The sequence below is a fragment of the Ruegeria sp. SAZD013 genome (assembly GCF_059612525.1).
In genome coordinates, this window is the sequence record NZ_JBXWQT010000037.1 from 110504 (window position 1) to 125301 (window position 14798).

Here is a 14798-nt window from a genome sequence, read left to right on the forward strand (position 1 = left end):
CCGATCTCGCGGTTTACATGTATATGGGCAAAGAATGGCGCGGGCTCAAGGTTGACTTGACCTGCAAACCCCGGGCAATGAGACGCACATGCAGGCTGTTCTGAATTTTCCCGATCTGTCGCCCGAACTGTTCTCGATCCCGCTGTTCGGGATGGAGTTCGCGTTAAGGTGGTATGCACTGGCCTATATCGCGGGAATCCTGATCGCGTGGCGGCTGGCCGTTGTGGCGTTGCGCCGCCCAACGCTCTGGCCTGCGGATGGCCCGCCGATGAAGCCCGAGCAACTGGAGGATCTGGTCACCTGGATCATTCTGGGCGTAATTCTGGGCGGACGGCTGGGCTTTGTACTGTTCTATCAGCCGGCTTATTACCTGTCGCACCCGCTGGAGATCGTGAAGGTCTGGCAAGGCGGCATGGCCTTTCATGGCGGTCTGCTGGGCGTGATCCTTGCGTCGTACCTTTTTGCACGACGGCACCGGATCCCTGCCCTGTCGCTGGGGGATCTGGTTGCCTACACCGTTCCGCCCGGATTGCTGCTGGGGCGGCTGGCCAATTTCGTCAATGCCGAGCTGTGGGGCCGCCCGAGTGAGCTGCCCTGGGCCGTCATCTTTCCCGGATTTGCTGCGCAGGATTGCCCCGGCGTGGTCGCAGGTATGTGCGCCCGGCACCCGTCGCAGCTGTATGAGGCCGCGCTGGAGGGTGTTTTGCTGGGGGCGGTATTGCTGTGGCTGGTCTATCGGCGCGGCGGTTTTCGCACACCGGGCCTTGTCATGGGAACGTTCCTGGCGGGCTACGGCGCGTCGCGCTTTATCGTCGAGTTCTTTCGCCAGCCGGATGCGCAGTTCGTATCGCCCGGCAATCCACTGGGGCTGGCCTGGCATGTGGGCGGGTACGGGCTGACCATGGGGCAGTTCCTGTCGCTGCCGATGATCGCGCTTGGTCTGTGGTTTGCCCTGCGGGCGCGGCGGCGGGCGGCATGAGCCTGACCGATCATCTGATCGCCCGCATCCGGCAGGATGGACCGCTGAGCGTGACGGATTTTATGGGCGAATGCCTGCTGCATCCGACGCTGGGCTATTACACGACCCGTGATCCGCTGGGAGCAGCGGGGGATTTCACCACAGCGCCGGAAATCAGCCAGATGTTCGGGGAACTGGTCGGGCTGTCTCTGGCGCAGAGCTGGATGGATCAGGGACGGCCTGCACCGTTTACCCTGTGCGAGCTGGGGCCGGGGCGCGGTACATTGATGGCCGATATTCTGCGCGCCACACGGGCTGTACCCGGATTTCACGAGGCAGCGCAGGTTGTACTGGTTGAAGCATCGCCTGTATTGAAACAGGTGCAGGCGGCAACGCTGAAGGATTACGAGGCGGTCTGGATCGACACGATCGCCTACCTGCCCGACCAGCCGCTGTTGCTGGTTGCTAACGAGTTCTTTGATGCCCTGCCCATACGCCAGTTTCAGCGTGACGATACGGGCTGGCGCGAGCGTCTGGTGGGTGAACGTGACGGCGGGTTGACGTTCGGACTGGGCGCAATCGGGCCGCAGGTGGCGTTGAATGACAGGCTGTCGGACACCAAGGACGGTGATCTGGTCGAGCTGTGTGCTGCTGCGATTCCCATTCTGACCGTGATCGCGGGGCGGATCGCCAGCCATGGCGGCGCGGCGCTGATTGTGGATTATGGTGACTGGCATTCGCTGGGCGATACCTTGCAGGCTCTGCAAAACCACGAACATACCGATCCTCTGGCATCGCCCGGTCAGGCCGATTTGACCGCGCATGTGGATTTTGAGCCTTTGGCTATTGCGACCCGTGCCTGTGGTTGCAGGCATTCCCGCCTGACACCGCAGGGCGTCTTCTTTGAACGGCTGGGGATCACCGCCCGCGCGCAAGCCCTGTCCAAGGCGCTGAGCGGTTCCGACCTGGATGCGCTGATTGCCGCGCATCGGCGGTTGACGCATCCTGATGAAATGGGAAATCTGTTCAAGGTGATGGGCCTTTTCCCGGCCTATGCAGCCCCACCACCAGGATTGGAACCATGACGCTGGAAATTCTGACCTCGGACCTGCTGTCGCCATTTCGCCATGGGTTCTTTACCCGTCGCGGCGGCGCGTCTTCAGGAATTTTCAGCGGCTTGAATTGTGGTCAGGGGTCCTCGGATCAAACCGAGATTGTCGCGCTGAACCGGCGACGGGTGGCCGACGCGATGGAGGTTGAACCCGAGGCAATGGTCGCGGTGCATCAGGTTCATTCGCCAACGGTTCTGACAGTCAAAGCCCCGGTTGAAGGTGAAAAGCCCAAAGCGGATGCCATTGTCACAGCAACACCCGGTCTGGCCCTGACGATCCTGACGGCCGATTGCCAGCCGGTTCTGTTCGCCGATCCCGACGCGCATGTGATCGGTGCCGCCCATGCCGGGTGGCGCGGCGCGCTGGACGGTGTTCTGGAGGCAACGCTGGACGCGATGGAGGCGCTGGGGGCCGACCGCAGCAATATCTGCGCCGTGATCGGACCCAGTATTTCCCAGCGCGCTTACGAAGTGGGGCCAGAGTTTCTGGACGCGTTCCTGGCGGATTCGCCGGACAACAGCCGCTTTTTTGCCAATGGTGAAAGTGACCGCCTGCAATTTGATCTGCCCGCCTTCGGGCTGCACCGGCTGCGGCAGGCGGGAATCGGACAGGCCGAGTGGACCCGGCACTGCACATATTCCGACCCCGACAGGTTCTATTCCTATCGCCGATCAACGCACGCGAACGAGGTCGATTACGGGCGGCTGATCTCCGTCATAAGATTGTGATCTTCGTCCAGATTTAGGTGCCCTGCCACTTTTCCGCCACATTTGTTGTGTTGATTGGGCATCAGAATCGTAACGAGTTTTTGCCAGTAATCAGATCGGTATCTGACGTTCGAAAATCGGGCGCTGGCGTGTTGAGTGGGAGGTCCGTCTGACTTCATTTTTCTGTCCGCAAATCATCCCGGATAAGCCTTATCCCTGCCGCAAACGCGCGTCACAAAAGGTTTACAGAGGATGTGGGGAAATACGCCCCGCTCAGAGCAGGACCAAAAAATGAAAACCAAATCACGCTTTCTGAAAGCCATGGTCGAGGCCACTCGGGACCAGAACCTGGAAATGCCGTGGAAGCGGGTAACAAGCAATTCTGTCAGGGTCGCCAGTCGCATCGCGGCACGACGCTGAGACAGAAAAACCCAGAGACCAAGCTGCCGGTCTTATCTGGGTCAACGCGTATCAGGTTTGCTCCGGCCTGATGTATCGCGCGTCACGAACGAGAGGTTCGTGACTTTTACGGAGTTGTGTGTGCGGGCAATTTCGCCCGTGAAGTACGAGTTTGTCTGGGGGGTCAATGTGTTGACCATTGGAAAGCGAGATTTAGTCGCGTTGCGGGACCGTTCCGGTCATCGCCCGGGGGTCACCCATTTGTTTCAAGACAAAGAACCAGTTCGCCGGGCGCGTCTGTACGGGGGTACGCCGCGCCTGACCGAACATTTTGAGGGGACGGAATATTAATGACTATTCCAAATTCACTGGCCCGCGCGGCCAGAAATGCAATCGAAACTTCGGCCATGCTGCGAGAAATACCGCGGCCAGTTTCAAAGCCAAAGGCCCAGCTGCGCCGCTATGAAGTCAGCAGCCTGCTAAAGAATGGAGATGTGGTTCAGACCCGCCATATCGCGCCCGCCTTGCCGATGTTTGAAGACGCGTTTTGTGCCTTCACACGTGGATCTTTAGTGGAAACAGAACATGGACCGATGGCAATCGAGGATTTGATGCCTGGGGATACGGTCCTGACGCAGAATGGCGCATCGGAAACCGTGTTGTGGAAGGGATCTGTCACGTTGATCCCCGGACGCGCGGATTCACGTGGCCGGACGCGACCGTTGACGCGGATCATGGCGGATACGTTCGGGATGCAAAAGCCAATGTCGGGTGTCATTGCCGGCCCGGCGGCGCGAATCGTGGGAACACCTGCGCATTTGCGGCACCTGCATGGAGGGCAGCCGATTCTTACACCCGTGTCCGAATTTCAGGACGGGATGGGTGTTATTGAAACAATGCCGCCTACCCCCGTTGAACTGTTTCACATTTGTTTAAAACGCCATTCCGTTATTCGCGTAGATGGATTACAGTTCGAAACATATCATCCAGGTGTGAATGCGGTTCGCATGATCAGCCACTCGCTTCGGTCGATCTATCTGAACCTGTTCGCGCATATCGAGTCGCTGAACGATTTTGGCCCGCTGCTGATGCCGCGCGCCGGAGATGGTGAGATCGACGCGATGACGGCCTGAGCATGATTGTGATTACTGCATTATGGGGGGCATCATGCAGCTGGTAATAAGTTGGGTTCTATCCCTTGCGGTGGCAGCACTGTTGCCACCAATCACCGCGCAACCAAAACGTGTTGGGGTCACGCCATCCGGTTCATACGTTCTTCCAGAACGTCGAACGGTACGCCTGGCTCGTCTTTTGCGCCGCGAATAACGAGCGATGTCTTGACGCTGGCCACGTTTGGCGTGGTCAGCAACTCGCCCGTCAGAAACTGCTGAAAGCTGCTCAGGTCAGGTGCTACGCATTTCAGGATGAAATCCACTTCGCCGTTCAGCATGTGGCATTCGCGGACCAATGGCCATTCGCGGCAGCGGCCTTCGAACGCGCGCAGTTCGACTTCGGCCTGGCTGTCCAGACCGACCATGGCAAATACCTGAACCTCGAACCCCAACTCGCGTGAGTTGACCTCGGCGTGATAGCCGGTGATGAAGCCGGATTCTTCGAGTGTGCGCACCCGGCGCAAACAGGGCGGGGCCGAGATTCCGACCCGTTTTGCCAGCTCGACATTGGTCATACGACCGTCCGCCTGCAGTTCCGCCAGAATCTTGCGATCAATATCATCCAGCCGAGTCGTGACCATCAAATGCTCCTGATTTTTTCGGTTCTTATATCAGCACCCCACACGCGCGCAATAATGTTTCGCAGATGCGCAATTTTCTTTGTTTCCTTTTCGCCTTCTTCCCGAAAACCCAAGGCACCCCGGCCCGAAGGGGGCTGAACAGTAAGGGGCTTTAAGCCGGGCCAGTCGGTCGCTATATCGGGGCGACGGGCCGCGGGCCCAATTCAGGCAATTCGAGCGGGGGGCACCATGGCCGACACAAGACACACCAAGGTTCTGATCATCGGGTCAGGGCCCGCAGGATACACCGCAGGCGTATATGCAAGCCGCGCCATGCTGGAACCCATTCTGGTACAGGGCATCGAACCCGGTGGTCAGCTGACAACGACGACCGAGGTCGAAAACTGGCCCGGCGACACCGAGGTGCAGGGCCCGGACCTGATGGTGCGGATGCAGGACCATGCGAAGGCCATGGGATGTGAGGTGATTGGCGATATCATTAGCGATCTGGACCTCAGCAAGCGCCCCTTCACCGCCAAGGGCGACAGCGGCACCGCCTATACCGCTGATGCGGTCATTCTGGCCACAGGCGCGCGTGCAAAATGGCTGGGTCTGCCCTCGGAAGAGAAGTTCAAGGGCTTTGGCGTCTCGGCCTGCGCCACCTGTGACGGGTTCTTCTATCGCGGGCAGGAAATCGTGGTGATCGGTGGCGGTAACACAGCCGTGGAAGAAGCCCTGTTCCTGACCAATTTCGCCAGCAAGGTGACCCTGATCCACCGCCGCGATGAGTTGCGGGCGGAAAAGATCCTTCAGGATCGCCTGTTGAAGAATGAAAAGATCGAACCGCTGTGGTTCCACCAGCTGGAAGAAGTGATCGGCACCGATGCGCCTTTGGGCGTCGAAGGTGTTCGGGTCAAACATGTTAAAACCGGCGAGATCACCGAGATCCCGTGCAAAGGTGTCTTTGTCGCCATCGGCCACGCCCCTGCGAACGAGTTGGTCAAGGACACGCTGGAAACCCATATGGGTGGTTATGTCGTCACCAAACCGGGCAGCACCGAAACCTCGATCCCCGGCGTGTTCGCGGCAGGCGATCTGACCGACCATGTCTATCGTCAGGCGGTAACAAGCGCCGGGATGGGCTGTATGGCGGCACTGGATGCCGAACGGTTCCTGGCCGAACAGGACTGATGCATGCTTGAATTCTCTGGCCCAGTCTGGAGAATTCTGTTTGCGTCGCAGGCAGCGACCCCATTGCTGCCTGCCCGCGCGCCTGAGGGGCGCTTTCATCATTCCGGACAGTTCGCGCTTTATGCCTCGCTCAGCGCCGAGGGCGCTTCGGTCGCCATCCGGCGCTACGTCTCGGGGGACGATCCCGACCGCGTGATACAAAGGTTTCTGGTGGAAAACGCGCGGTTGGTGGACTACCGCGGGCAGACGGCTGTGTCGGTGATCTGGCAGGATAATCGTGCTATGGGGGTCCCTTCGCCGACATGGGCTTTTTCGGATAAAGCGCGGGCACTGGGGGCGGACGGCTTGATCTACAGCTCGCGCTCGCGCCCCGACCTCAGCCATCTGGTGCTGTTTTGTGCGGACAAGATATCAATTCACTCCCAACACCCTGCCACCCACTGGCAGGCTTAGATTTGCACCCGAAGCCTTGACCTGACCGCAAACGTCCCCGCAAAGTCCAACCACAGCGAACAGCGATACAGGTGGTATTCTTGAAGAGCGCTTTGTGGCGTGGCGGTTGGGCAACCCGGCTTCGGATCGGCAGCGGGTTGGTTCTGTTTGCTTTCGCTTTCTTCCATTTTATCAACATCGGGATGGGCCTGTTTCACACCGATTATCTGCACGGGATGCAGGACGGTCGAACAGCGGTGACGCGGCATATCCTTTTGAGCGTGCTGCTTTATGCGGCGCTGTTCACGCATGCCGGTCTGGCGCTGAGCTCGATCGCGCAGCGCCGGACCCTGCGCATGCCGTTCAGCACGGCGTTGCAGGTGGTTCTGGGTCTGCTGATACCTTTGCAGCTGATCTCGCATGTCATCCAGACTCGGGTCGCGCACGAGATCTATGACGTCAATGACGAGATGGGGTATATCATCATCCTGATGTGGCCCAGCACCGTGATATGGATGCAAAGCGCGTTGTTGCTGATCGTCTGGGTGCATGGCTGTATCGGACTGCATATGTGGCTACGGCTGACGAAATGGTGGTCCAGCGCCGTACCCTATCTGATCGGTGTTGCCGTCTTCATCCCCATGTTCGCTTTGGCCGGTCTGCTGACCGAGGGCCGTCGCATTTGGTTGGATTTCGCAGATGAGTTTCTGCGGGAACAATATATCGAGCATTACAACTGGCCCTCGCCCGAGGCGTTTCAGACCATGTTCACCGTCAAGGACAATGCCCTTCTGGCGTTCTGGCTGGCCTTGGCGGCCACGGGTCTTGTGTATATCGGGCGCAAGCTGTGGCGGCGCAGGCATTCGGTGCGGGTGAATTACAGCAGCGGGCCCGAGGTAGATGCCGAAAAGGGGATGACCCTGCTTGAGATTTCGCAGGCACATGGTGTGCCCCACGCGGCCTTGTGCGGCGGGAAGGGGCGCTGCACCACGTGCCGTGTCATCGTCGAAGAGGGCGCCAGTGCCCTGCCCCCGCCCGGCGATGTCGAGGCCCGCAGTCTGGCCGCTGTCGGCGCCTCACCGCAGACAAGGCTGGCCTGTCAGATCCGCCCGACGGAACCGACCACCGTTTTCCGCGTTTTTCAACCGGATGGCGGGCGCATCCGCGGGCATGCCAGTCAGGGGCAGGAACGGAAACTGGCCGTGCTGTTTCTGGACATGCGTGGATTTACCGCTCGCACGACCGGTCAGTTGCCCTATGACATCGTGTTCCTGCTGAACCGGTTCTTCGACGCCGTTGTTCCAGCCATCACCAAGGACGGCGGTGTCGTGGACAAGTATATGGGTGACGGGTTGCTGGCGGTTTTCGAAAAACCCGATGCAGCAGCATCCGCCAGCGCTGGGTTGAAAGCTGCGATAGATATCAGCCATGCCCTCGACCGGTTCAACGAGCGGCTTGAGGCCGAGGGCAGCCCTAGCATTCGGATCGGAATGGGCCTGCACCTTGGGGATCTGGTGCTGGGTGAGATTGGCGCGCAGGGACATGCCGCAAGAACGATCATCGGCGACGCTGTCAATGTGGCCAGCCGACTGGAAAGCGAGACCAAGGCGTTGGGGGTCGAACTGCTGGTCTCGCAAGAAGTGTTGACGGCTGCGGGCATGGACCTGCCGCCGGAGGGGATCCGGATGTTCCAGCTGCGCGGCGTTGCCGATCCGATTCCCGCCCTGCCAGTCACTCGCGCGTCCGGGCTTACGCCACACACGCAAAAACAGGAACAGTCATACTTTGCATGATCGGATTATCTACGCCCCAAGGAACCAGATCATCATTTTGATTTCAGAGTTGGAAATTCCTTCCAATCCGCGAGAAATCAGCGCATATCGTCCTTTGTTTCATTGACGCCAGTGGACTTCGCGCGACAGTCGGTGCAAATGCCGCGAAAACGCCCTTGAATCACTGGCAACACAACACTGCGATAAGAGTATTCAGATGACGATGTTAAGCAATCTGGCCCCCATTCCCGAACTTTATGTGTCGTACGACTCGGCCCAGAAACTGAAGGTTGAAGCCGCCGACCTGACCAGTTGGGATCTGAGCCCGCGCCAGATCTGTGATCTGGAACTGCTGATGAATGGCGGTTTCAATCCGCTCAAAGGTTTCCTGAGCGAAGCCGATTACGACAATGTCGTTGAAAACATGCGTCTGGCTGATGGCACCCTGTGGCCGATGCCCATCACGCTGGACGTCAGCGAAGATTTTGCGGACAAGATCGAACTGGGTCAGGATATCGCGCTGCGTGATCAGGAAGGCGTGATCCTGGGCACCATGACGGTGACCGACCGCTGGACCCCGAACAAGGCGCGCGAAGCTGAGAAGGTTTTTGGCGCCGATGACGATGCCCACCCGGCTGTGAACTATCTGCACAATGTGGCGGGCAAGGTCTATCTGGGTGGCCCTATTGTTGGCATCCAGCAGCCCGTTCACTATGACTTCCGCGGTCGCCGCGATACACCAAACGAGCTGCGCGCCTATTTCCGTAAACTGGGCTGGCGCCGGATCGTGGCCTTCCAAACCCGCAACCCGCTGCACCGTGCGCATCAGGAGCTGACTTTCCGCGCTGCCAAGGAAGCGCAGGCCAACCTGCTGATCCACCCGGTCGTCGGCATGACCAAGCCCGGCGACGTGGACCACTTTACCCGCGTGCGCTGCTATGAGGCGGTGCTGGACAAGTATCCCGCATCCACCACCTCGATGAGCCTGCTGAATCTGGCGATGCGCATGGCTGGCCCGCGCGAGGCGGTCTGGCACGGGCTGATCCGTGCCAACCATGGCTGCACCCATTTCATCGTGGGCCGCGATCACGCGGGCCCGGGCAAGAACTCGGCCGGTGAAGATTTCTATGGCCCCTATGACGCGCAGGATCTGTTCCGCCAATTCCAGGATGAGATCGGCGTTGAGATGGTCGATTTCAAACACATGGTCTATGTGCAGGAACGCGCGCAATACGAGCCGAATGACGAGATTCTGGATAAGGACAATGTCACGATCCTGAACATCTCGGGCACCGAACTGCGCCGCCGTCTGGCCGAGGGCCTGGAAATCCCCGAATGGTTCAGCTTTCCCGAAGTTGTGGCCGAGCTGCGCAAGACCAAGCCGCCACGCAGCCAGCAGGGCTTTACCGTGTTCTTCACCGGCTTCTCGGGCTCGGGCAAATCCACCATCGCCAACGCGCTTATGGTCAAGCTGATGGAGATGGGGGGTCGTCCGGTCACGTTGCTGGATGGCGATATCGTGCGAAAAAACCTGTCATCCGAACTGGGTTTCTCGAAAGAGCATCGCGACCTGAACATCCGCCGGATCGGCTATGTGGCATCCGAAATCACCAAGAACGGTGGCATCGCCATCTGCGCCCCGATCGCACCTTATGCCACCACACGCCGCGCGGTGCGCGAAGAGATCGAGCAGTTCGGTGCCTTCTGCGAAGTGCATGTTGCGACCACCATCGAAGAGTGTGAGCGGCGCGACCGCAAGGGTCTGTATAAGCTGGCCCGCGAGGGCAAGATCAAGGAATTCACCGGCATCTCGGACCCGTATGACGTGCCTCAGAACCCCGAGCTGCGTGTCGAGACCGAGAATGTCGAGGTCGACAACTGCGCCCATCAGGTGTTGCTGAAGCTGGAAAGCATGGGCCTGATCGCAGCCGGCTGAATCTGATGAATGAAACGAAGCGGCCTCCGGTTTACGGGGGCCGTTTTTGTTTTGACGGGGCTGAGGTGTTTGGGGACGTCGCCGGGTGTGAGCCGGTTCGTTTATTGCGCGGTCTCTGGCAGGTCAACCTGCCCGCGCATCAGGATATGCCCCTGACCGGCAACCCTGATCCCTGTCATCGCGTCGGCGGGTCCAACGCGCGTGACCACGGCCTGACCGGGGCGGCCCATATCGTGACCCTGTTCCGCAACGAAACTGTCTTTGGTCATTAGCCCGTATCTCCACAGATAGGCCGCCATGGCCCCGGTGGCGGACCCGGTAAACGGATCCTCGGGCGGGCTGGGCGGGGCCATAAGCAGGCGCGAGAACGTATCGCCCGCATCGGTGGCCCCTTGGAGCGTCACGAGGAAAGGCTCGGCCATATCCGAGCCGGAATACCCTGCCCTCGCAGCCACTTTCCGCAGCGCGCCCTCGGACAGGCGGGCCGCGCGCAACGCGTCATGATCGCGCAGAACGGTGATACAGAAGGGCAAGCCGGTTGAAACCATCCGGGGTGGCGAGATGATGGCTTCTTGCGGCAGGCTGATCGCCTTTGCCACCAGATCGGCAGGCACATGCGCACCAAATTGCGGTGCGACCTGCGTCATTTCGATCTGGTCGCCCTGCAATCCGATCGAAACCAGACCCGCGCCGGTTTCCAGCGTCAGATTATCGCCGGAGATCATACCGCGCGACCGCATCGCCGCTACGGTGGCAATCGTCGGGTGCCCGGCAAAGGGAATTTCACGGCTGGCCAGAAAATACCGGACGCGGATGTCGGCCACGTCGGACGGGCCGGTGAATGTGCATTCGACCAGAGAGGTTTCGCGCACATATGCCATGCAGACCTCGGCCGAGAGACCCACGCCGCCATGGACCACGGCACAACCGTTGCCGCCAAATGCACGATTGGTGAAGGCGTCTACCCAGTCGAATTCAAACCAGCTCATGCAGTCGGCTCCGTTACAGGTTAAAAGCGGCAGTTTCGCCGATGCGCATGTGTTGCGGGCAACGTTTCAGCCCCGCCCGGGCTAAGGGGCCGTTCAGTGAACGGCCACAGGTGACAGGTCGTGCTGACGGGCCAGAACGAAAGCCAGCTTGCGGTCGGCCACAAGCGCTAGTTGCTGCCCATCGGAATCGTGCACGGCATAAAGGTGATCCAGATCACCTGCCTGATCGCGCAGATCACGCGGCAGATCGGCAACGTCGACTGTTTTCACATAGACGATACGATTGCCTTCGGTGTTGATTTCAATCGGTGTATTCATAGCTCTTACCCCTTCCGTATATTGATTGTCTGAACCACGGTTTCCGGCACGGCGCGGGTCAGATCCACATGCAGCAGACCGTTTTCCATAATCGCCTCGCCCACCTCGACCCCGTCGGCCAGCACGAACATGCGCTGAAACTGACGCGCCGCGATGCCACGGTGCAGGAAGATGCGCCCCTCGCTGTCGTCGCGCTGACGGCCCCGGATCACCAGTTGGCGATCCTCGATGGTGATCGACAGATCCTCTTCGGCGAACCCGGCCACGGCAAGGGTGATGCGATAGGAAAAGTCCGAGGTCTGTTCGATATTATAGGGCGGGTATCCTTCATTACCGGCCTTTGCAGACCGTTCCAGAAGGCGTTCCAGCTGCTCGAACCCCAAAAGATGCGGGTATGAGCCAAGAGTAAGTTTCGACACGTATTTTCGTCCTTTATTGTCAAAGCGACGTGGTGCGCGGTCCCGTTCCGGCAACCGCTTGTTATAGAATATGGGAAGAAACCAGGATGTCCACAAGGTCTGGCGCGATAACGTCTGACACACTATCTTGTTGGGCAAGCACCACAACAAGCCCGAGTCGCCAATGAACGCGCCCACCGACCTTTCGATGAAAACCGATGAAGTTCTGCGGGTTGAATTGGAGGTTTTCCGCCGCCAGCACCGCGACCTTGATGAAGCGATCGAGGCGCTGCATGAAAAAGGAACGGCTGATCAGTTGACCCTTCGGCGTCTGAAAAAGGAAAAACTGCGCCTGAAAGACTTCATCCGCCTGATCGAAGACCGCCTGACCCCCGATATCATTGCCTGAACACCCTGTACCGCATTGCCACAAAAGCGGATTTGGCTATAGTGCGCGCTCTTTCTGAGCGCGGGGACGTAAGCGGATGAGCGATGTGACAGTGGGGATCATCATGGGCAGCCAGTCGGACTGGCCCACGATGAAGGAAGCCGCAGATATTCTGGATGAACTGGGCATCGCTTATGAGGCGCGTATCGTTTCGGCCCATCGCACCCCGGACCGGTTGTGGGACTATGGCAAGACCGCCGTGTCGCGCGGGTTGCAGGTGATCATCGCGGGCGCAGGTGGCGCGGCACATCTGCCGGGCATGATGGCCTCGAAAACACGGGTACCGGTGATTGGCGTGCCTGTGCAGACGCGGGCCCTGTCGGGGGTGGATTCGCTGTATTCCATTGTGCAGATGCCCAAGGGATTTCCCGTGGCGACCATGGCAATTGGGTCCGCTGGCGGGGCCAATGCGGGCCTGATGGCGGCGGGCATTCTGGCCTTGCAGGATGAGGCCCTGGCCGCGCGGCTGGATGCCTGGCGCGAGGCCTTGTCAGCCTCGATCCCCGAGGAACCGCAGGGATGAGCAGAATCGGGTTTATCGGCACCGGGCATATCGCCGCGCCGATTGCGCGGCTGATGGCCGCCAAAGGGCATGAGATCAGCGTGACCGAACGCAACGCCGAGGTCTCGGCCGCCCTGAAGGCCGAACTGGGTGTGGCTATCGCGCCGCCGCAGGCGGTGATTGACACCTCGGACATCGTGTTTCTGTGCCTGCGCCCGCATATCGCGGCCGAGGTTCTGACTCCCCTGACCTTTCGCGCCGATCAGCAGGTCGTGTCGGTGATGGCGGCCGTTTCCGCCAAGGATTTGGCCAAGCTTTGCGCACCGGCGTCGGATTTCGTGCAGACCATCCCGCTGGGGTTCTTGCAGTCCGGTGGCTGCCCGATGGCGGCATTTGGAAATGACCGCTTGCTGGCCGAGCTGTTCGAGCCGGAAAACCCCGTGGTCAAGGTTGCGGATGAGGCGGCGCTGAACGCGCATTTTGCAATTTGTGCCATGGTTCCCGGCATTCTGGATTTGATGGCCACCGGGGCCAAATGGCTGGGTGACATGACCGGCGATGCGGACGAGGCCGAGTTCTATGCCACGCAGTTGATGGCTGGTTTTCTCGCCGCGATGGAGAAAGGCACAGCCGGGCGGTTGGCACAGGAGCGCGACGCTTTGGCGACCGAAGGTACTCTGAGCCTGCAGATGACGGGCACCCTGATCGAACAGGGCGCGCATGAGGCGCTGAGAGCGGCGCTTGGCGCAATTGGAAAACGTTTGGAGAATTGAAGATGGCGGAGATGCTCGCCCAAGGTGCGGTGATCGGGATTCTGGGTGGCGGCCAGCTGGGCCGGATGTTGTCGGTGGCGGCCTCTCGGCTGGGGTTTGTCAGCCACATCTACGAGCCGGGCGCAAACCCGCCTGCCGGACAGGTTGCGGATCGGGTAACGACAGCGGCCTATGACGATGTCGACGCCTTGACGGCTTTTGCCGATGCGGTGGACGTCATCACCTATGAGTTTGAGAACATCCCGACCGAGGCGCTGGATATTCTGGAAGCCCATCGCCCCATTCGCCCCGGGCGTGAGGCATTGAGGGTCAGTCAGGACCGCCTGACCGAGAAGACGTTCCTGCAGGGGCTTGGCCTGAAAACGGCCCCGTTTGCGGATATCACCAATCTGGATAGCCTGAATGCGGCTATCGAAGTAATCGGCACGCCTGCGATACTGAAGACCCGCCGCTTTGGCTATGACGGCAAAGGGCAGGCCAGATTGCGCAGCCCCGGGGATGCCGAGGCCGCGCTGGCCGACATGGCTGGCGCGCCTGCCGTTTTGGAGGGGTTCGTTGATTTTTCGCACGAAGTTTCGATCATTGCTGCGCGCGGGCTGGACGGTCAGGTGGCCTGTTTCGACCCGGGTGAGAATGTGCACCGCGATGGCATTCTGCACACCACCACCATCCCCGCCCGCCTGTCCCCTGCCCAGCGCACCGATGCCATCCTGCTTGCGGCCAATATTCTGAACGCGTTGGAATATGTCGGTGTCATGGGGGTCGAACTGTTCGTTACACCCGGCGGGCTGATCGTGAACGAGATCGCGCCGCGCGTGCATAACTCGGGCCACTGGACGCAGAATGGCTGCGCCGTAGACCAGTTCGAACAGCACATCCGCGCGGTGGCGGGCTGGCCGTTGGGCGACGGGCAGCGCCACTCGGATGTGGTCATGGAGAACCTGATTGGCGACGATATGGACCGCGTGCCCGAGCTGGCGCGCGAACGGGACGTCGCACTGCATCTTTACGGCAAGGCCGAGATCAAGGCCGGTCGCAAGATGGGACATTTCAACCGGATCAAGCGGTAGAATATCGCGCTACGGCGCGATGCCTTCGGCGAGAGTATTTGGAAAAAGGTGAAGCTGGTCT

General features: G+C 60.0%; 17 protein-coding genes. 13 read left to right on the forward strand and 4 right to left on the reverse strand.

The window, feature by feature from the left end; all coding sequences use genetic code 11:
* The first annotated feature begins 88 nt into the window (after window positions 1-88).
* The 5 genes from lgt to AC2FLU_RS18160 all read left to right on the forward strand — a co-directional run bounded on the left by lgt (window position 89) and on the right by AC2FLU_RS18160 (window position 4309).
* Window positions 89-979, forward strand: a complete 891-nt coding sequence (lgt, locus tag AC2FLU_RS18140) for a prolipoprotein diacylglyceryl transferase (protein WP_480475495.1) — start codon at window positions 89-91, stop codon at window positions 977-979.
* Window positions 976-2043, forward strand: a complete 1068-nt coding sequence (locus AC2FLU_RS18145) for a class I SAM-dependent methyltransferase (RefSeq protein ID WP_496812071.1) — start codon at window positions 976-978, stop codon at window positions 2041-2043. The genes lgt and AC2FLU_RS18145 overlap by 4 nt, the downstream gene beginning before the upstream one ends.
* Window positions 2040-2798 (forward strand): peptidoglycan editing factor PgeF, encoded by a 759-nt coding sequence (pgeF, locus tag AC2FLU_RS18150; RefSeq protein ID WP_480553930.1) that lies wholly within the window; start codon window positions 2040-2042, stop codon window positions 2796-2798. The genes AC2FLU_RS18145 and pgeF overlap by 4 nt, the downstream gene beginning before the upstream one ends.
* 270 nt (window positions 2799-3068) lie before the next feature.
* Window positions 3069-3197, forward strand: a complete 129-nt coding sequence (locus tag AC2FLU_RS18155; protein WP_267362961.1) for a hypothetical protein — start codon at window positions 3069-3071, stop codon at window positions 3195-3197.
* A 329-nt stretch (window positions 3198-3526) separates the two neighbouring features.
* Window positions 3527-4309, forward strand: coding sequence for a Hint domain-containing protein (locus tag AC2FLU_RS18160; RefSeq protein ID WP_480475489.1), 783 nt, complete (start codon window positions 3527-3529; stop codon window positions 4307-4309).
* Between the two features lie 119 nt (window positions 4310-4428).
* Here AC2FLU_RS18160 and AC2FLU_RS18165 read toward each other — a convergent pair whose 3' ends face one another.
* Window positions 4429-4929, reverse strand: coding sequence for an Lrp/AsnC family transcriptional regulator (locus tag AC2FLU_RS18165; protein ID WP_480493624.1), 501 nt, complete (start codon window positions 4927-4929; stop codon window positions 4429-4431).
* A gap of 228 nt (window positions 4930-5157) precedes the next feature.
* Here AC2FLU_RS18165 and trxB point away from each other — a divergent pair, with 228 nt between their 5' ends.
* The 4 genes from trxB (at window position 5158) to AC2FLU_RS18185 (ending at window position 10239) form a co-directional block, all read left to right on the forward strand.
* Entirely contained in the window at window positions 5158-6099 is a 942-nt protein-coding gene (gene trxB / locus AC2FLU_RS18170) for a thioredoxin-disulfide reductase (RefSeq protein ID WP_480553929.1), read from the forward strand.
* Between the two features lie 3 nt (window positions 6100-6102).
* Window positions 6103-6552: an RES family NAD+ phosphorylase gene (locus AC2FLU_RS18175; RefSeq protein ID WP_496809348.1), complete on the forward strand. Its 450-nt coding sequence runs from the start codon at window positions 6103-6105 to the stop codon at window positions 6550-6552.
* Window positions 6553-6632: 80 nt separating this feature from the next.
* A complete protein-coding gene (locus AC2FLU_RS18180; RefSeq protein WP_496809349.1) occupies window positions 6633-8324 on the forward strand; it encodes an adenylate/guanylate cyclase domain-containing protein in 1692 nt (563 codons plus the stop codon).
* A gap of 196 nt (window positions 8325-8520) precedes the next feature.
* Window positions 8521-10239 (forward strand): bifunctional sulfate adenylyltransferase/adenylylsulfate kinase, encoded by a 1719-nt coding sequence (locus AC2FLU_RS18185; protein ID WP_480519148.1) that lies wholly within the window; start codon window positions 8521-8523, stop codon window positions 10237-10239.
* Between the two features lie 101 nt (window positions 10240-10340).
* Here the strand turns inward: AC2FLU_RS18185 and AC2FLU_RS18190 are convergent, their stop codons facing one another.
* The 3 genes from AC2FLU_RS18190 to AC2FLU_RS18200 form a co-directional block, all read right to left on the reverse strand.
* Window positions 10341-11228: a PhzF family phenazine biosynthesis protein gene (locus AC2FLU_RS18190; protein WP_480553926.1), complete on the reverse strand. Its 888-nt coding sequence runs from the start codon at window positions 11226-11228 to the stop codon at window positions 10341-10343.
* Between the two features lie 93 nt (window positions 11229-11321).
* The gene (locus AC2FLU_RS18195; RefSeq protein WP_480475477.1) at window positions 11322-11546 is read right to left on the reverse strand and encodes a DUF1150 family protein; all 225 of its coding nucleotides are present in this window, start codon (window positions 11544-11546) and stop codon (window positions 11322-11324) included.
* A gap of 5 nt (window positions 11547-11551) precedes the next feature.
* Window positions 11552-11965, reverse strand: a complete 414-nt coding sequence (locus AC2FLU_RS18200) for an Hsp20 family protein (protein ID WP_058275530.1) — start codon at window positions 11963-11965, stop codon at window positions 11552-11554.
* Between the two features lie 163 nt (window positions 11966-12128).
* On the opposite strand from AC2FLU_RS18200, the gene AC2FLU_RS18205 reads away from it, so the two are divergent.
* From AC2FLU_RS18205 to AC2FLU_RS18220, 4 genes are all read left to right on the forward strand, one after another.
* Window positions 12129-12353, forward strand: a complete 225-nt coding sequence (locus tag AC2FLU_RS18205; protein ID WP_209504778.1) for a YdcH family protein — start codon at window positions 12129-12131, stop codon at window positions 12351-12353.
* Between the two features lie 76 nt (window positions 12354-12429).
* Complete coding sequence (gene purE, locus AC2FLU_RS18210; protein ID WP_209504779.1) at window positions 12430-12915, forward strand: 5-(carboxyamino)imidazole ribonucleotide mutase; 486 nt, start codon at window positions 12430-12432, stop codon at window positions 12913-12915.
* The gene (locus AC2FLU_RS18215) at window positions 12912-13667 is read left to right on the forward strand and encodes an NAD(P)-binding domain-containing protein (protein WP_496716168.1); all 756 of its coding nucleotides are present in this window, start codon (window positions 12912-12914) and stop codon (window positions 13665-13667) included. The genes purE and AC2FLU_RS18215 overlap by 4 nt, the downstream gene beginning before the upstream one ends.
* 2 nt (window positions 13668-13669) lie before the next feature.
* A complete protein-coding gene (locus AC2FLU_RS18220) occupies window positions 13670-14737 on the forward strand; it encodes a 5-(carboxyamino)imidazole ribonucleotide synthase (protein ID WP_480475473.1) in 1068 nt (355 codons plus the stop codon).
* The last annotated feature ends 61 nt before the right edge of the window (window positions 14738-14798 follow it).

Coding starts and splice junctions, on each gene's coding strand:
- lgt (WP_480475495.1), top strand. CDS start 89: ATGCAGGCTGTTCTGAATTTTCCCGATCTGTCGCCCGAACTGTTCTCG.
- AC2FLU_RS18155 (WP_267362961.1), top strand. CDS start 3,069: ATGAAAACCAAATCACGCTTTCTGAAAGCCATGGTCGAGGCCACTCGG.
- AC2FLU_RS18220 (WP_480475473.1), top strand. CDS start 13,670: ATGGCGGAGATGCTCGCCCAAGGTGCGGTGATCGGGATTCTGGGTGGC.
- AC2FLU_RS18175 (WP_496809348.1), top strand. CDS start 6,103: ATGCTTGAATTCTCTGGCCCAGTCTGGAGAATTCTGTTTGCGTCGCAG.
- AC2FLU_RS18165 (WP_480493624.1), bottom strand. CDS start 4,929: ATGGTCACGACTCGGCTGGATGATATTGATCGCAAGATTCTGGCGGAA.
- AC2FLU_RS18195 (WP_480475477.1), bottom strand. CDS start 11,546: ATGAATACACCGATTGAAATCAACACCGAAGGCAATCGTATCGTCTAT.
- pgeF (WP_480553930.1), top strand. CDS start 2,040: ATGACGCTGGAAATTCTGACCTCGGACCTGCTGTCGCCATTTCGCCAT.
- AC2FLU_RS18205 (WP_209504778.1), top strand. CDS start 12,129: ATGAACGCGCCCACCGACCTTTCGATGAAAACCGATGAAGTTCTGCGG.
- AC2FLU_RS18185 (WP_480519148.1), top strand. CDS start 8,521: ATGACGATGTTAAGCAATCTGGCCCCCATTCCCGAACTTTATGTGTCG.
- AC2FLU_RS18215 (WP_496716168.1), top strand. CDS start 12,912: ATGAGCAGAATCGGGTTTATCGGCACCGGGCATATCGCCGCGCCGATT.
- AC2FLU_RS18145 (WP_496812071.1), top strand. CDS start 976: ATGAGCCTGACCGATCATCTGATCGCCCGCATCCGGCAGGATGGACCG.
- trxB (WP_480553929.1), top strand. CDS start 5,158: ATGGCCGACACAAGACACACCAAGGTTCTGATCATCGGGTCAGGGCCC.
- AC2FLU_RS18190 (WP_480553926.1), bottom strand. CDS start 11,228: ATGAGCTGGTTTGAATTCGACTGGGTAGACGCCTTCACCAATCGTGCA.
- AC2FLU_RS18160 (WP_480475489.1), top strand. CDS start 3,527: ATGACTATTCCAAATTCACTGGCCCGCGCGGCCAGAAATGCAATCGAA.
- purE (WP_209504779.1), top strand. CDS start 12,430: ATGAGCGATGTGACAGTGGGGATCATCATGGGCAGCCAGTCGGACTGG.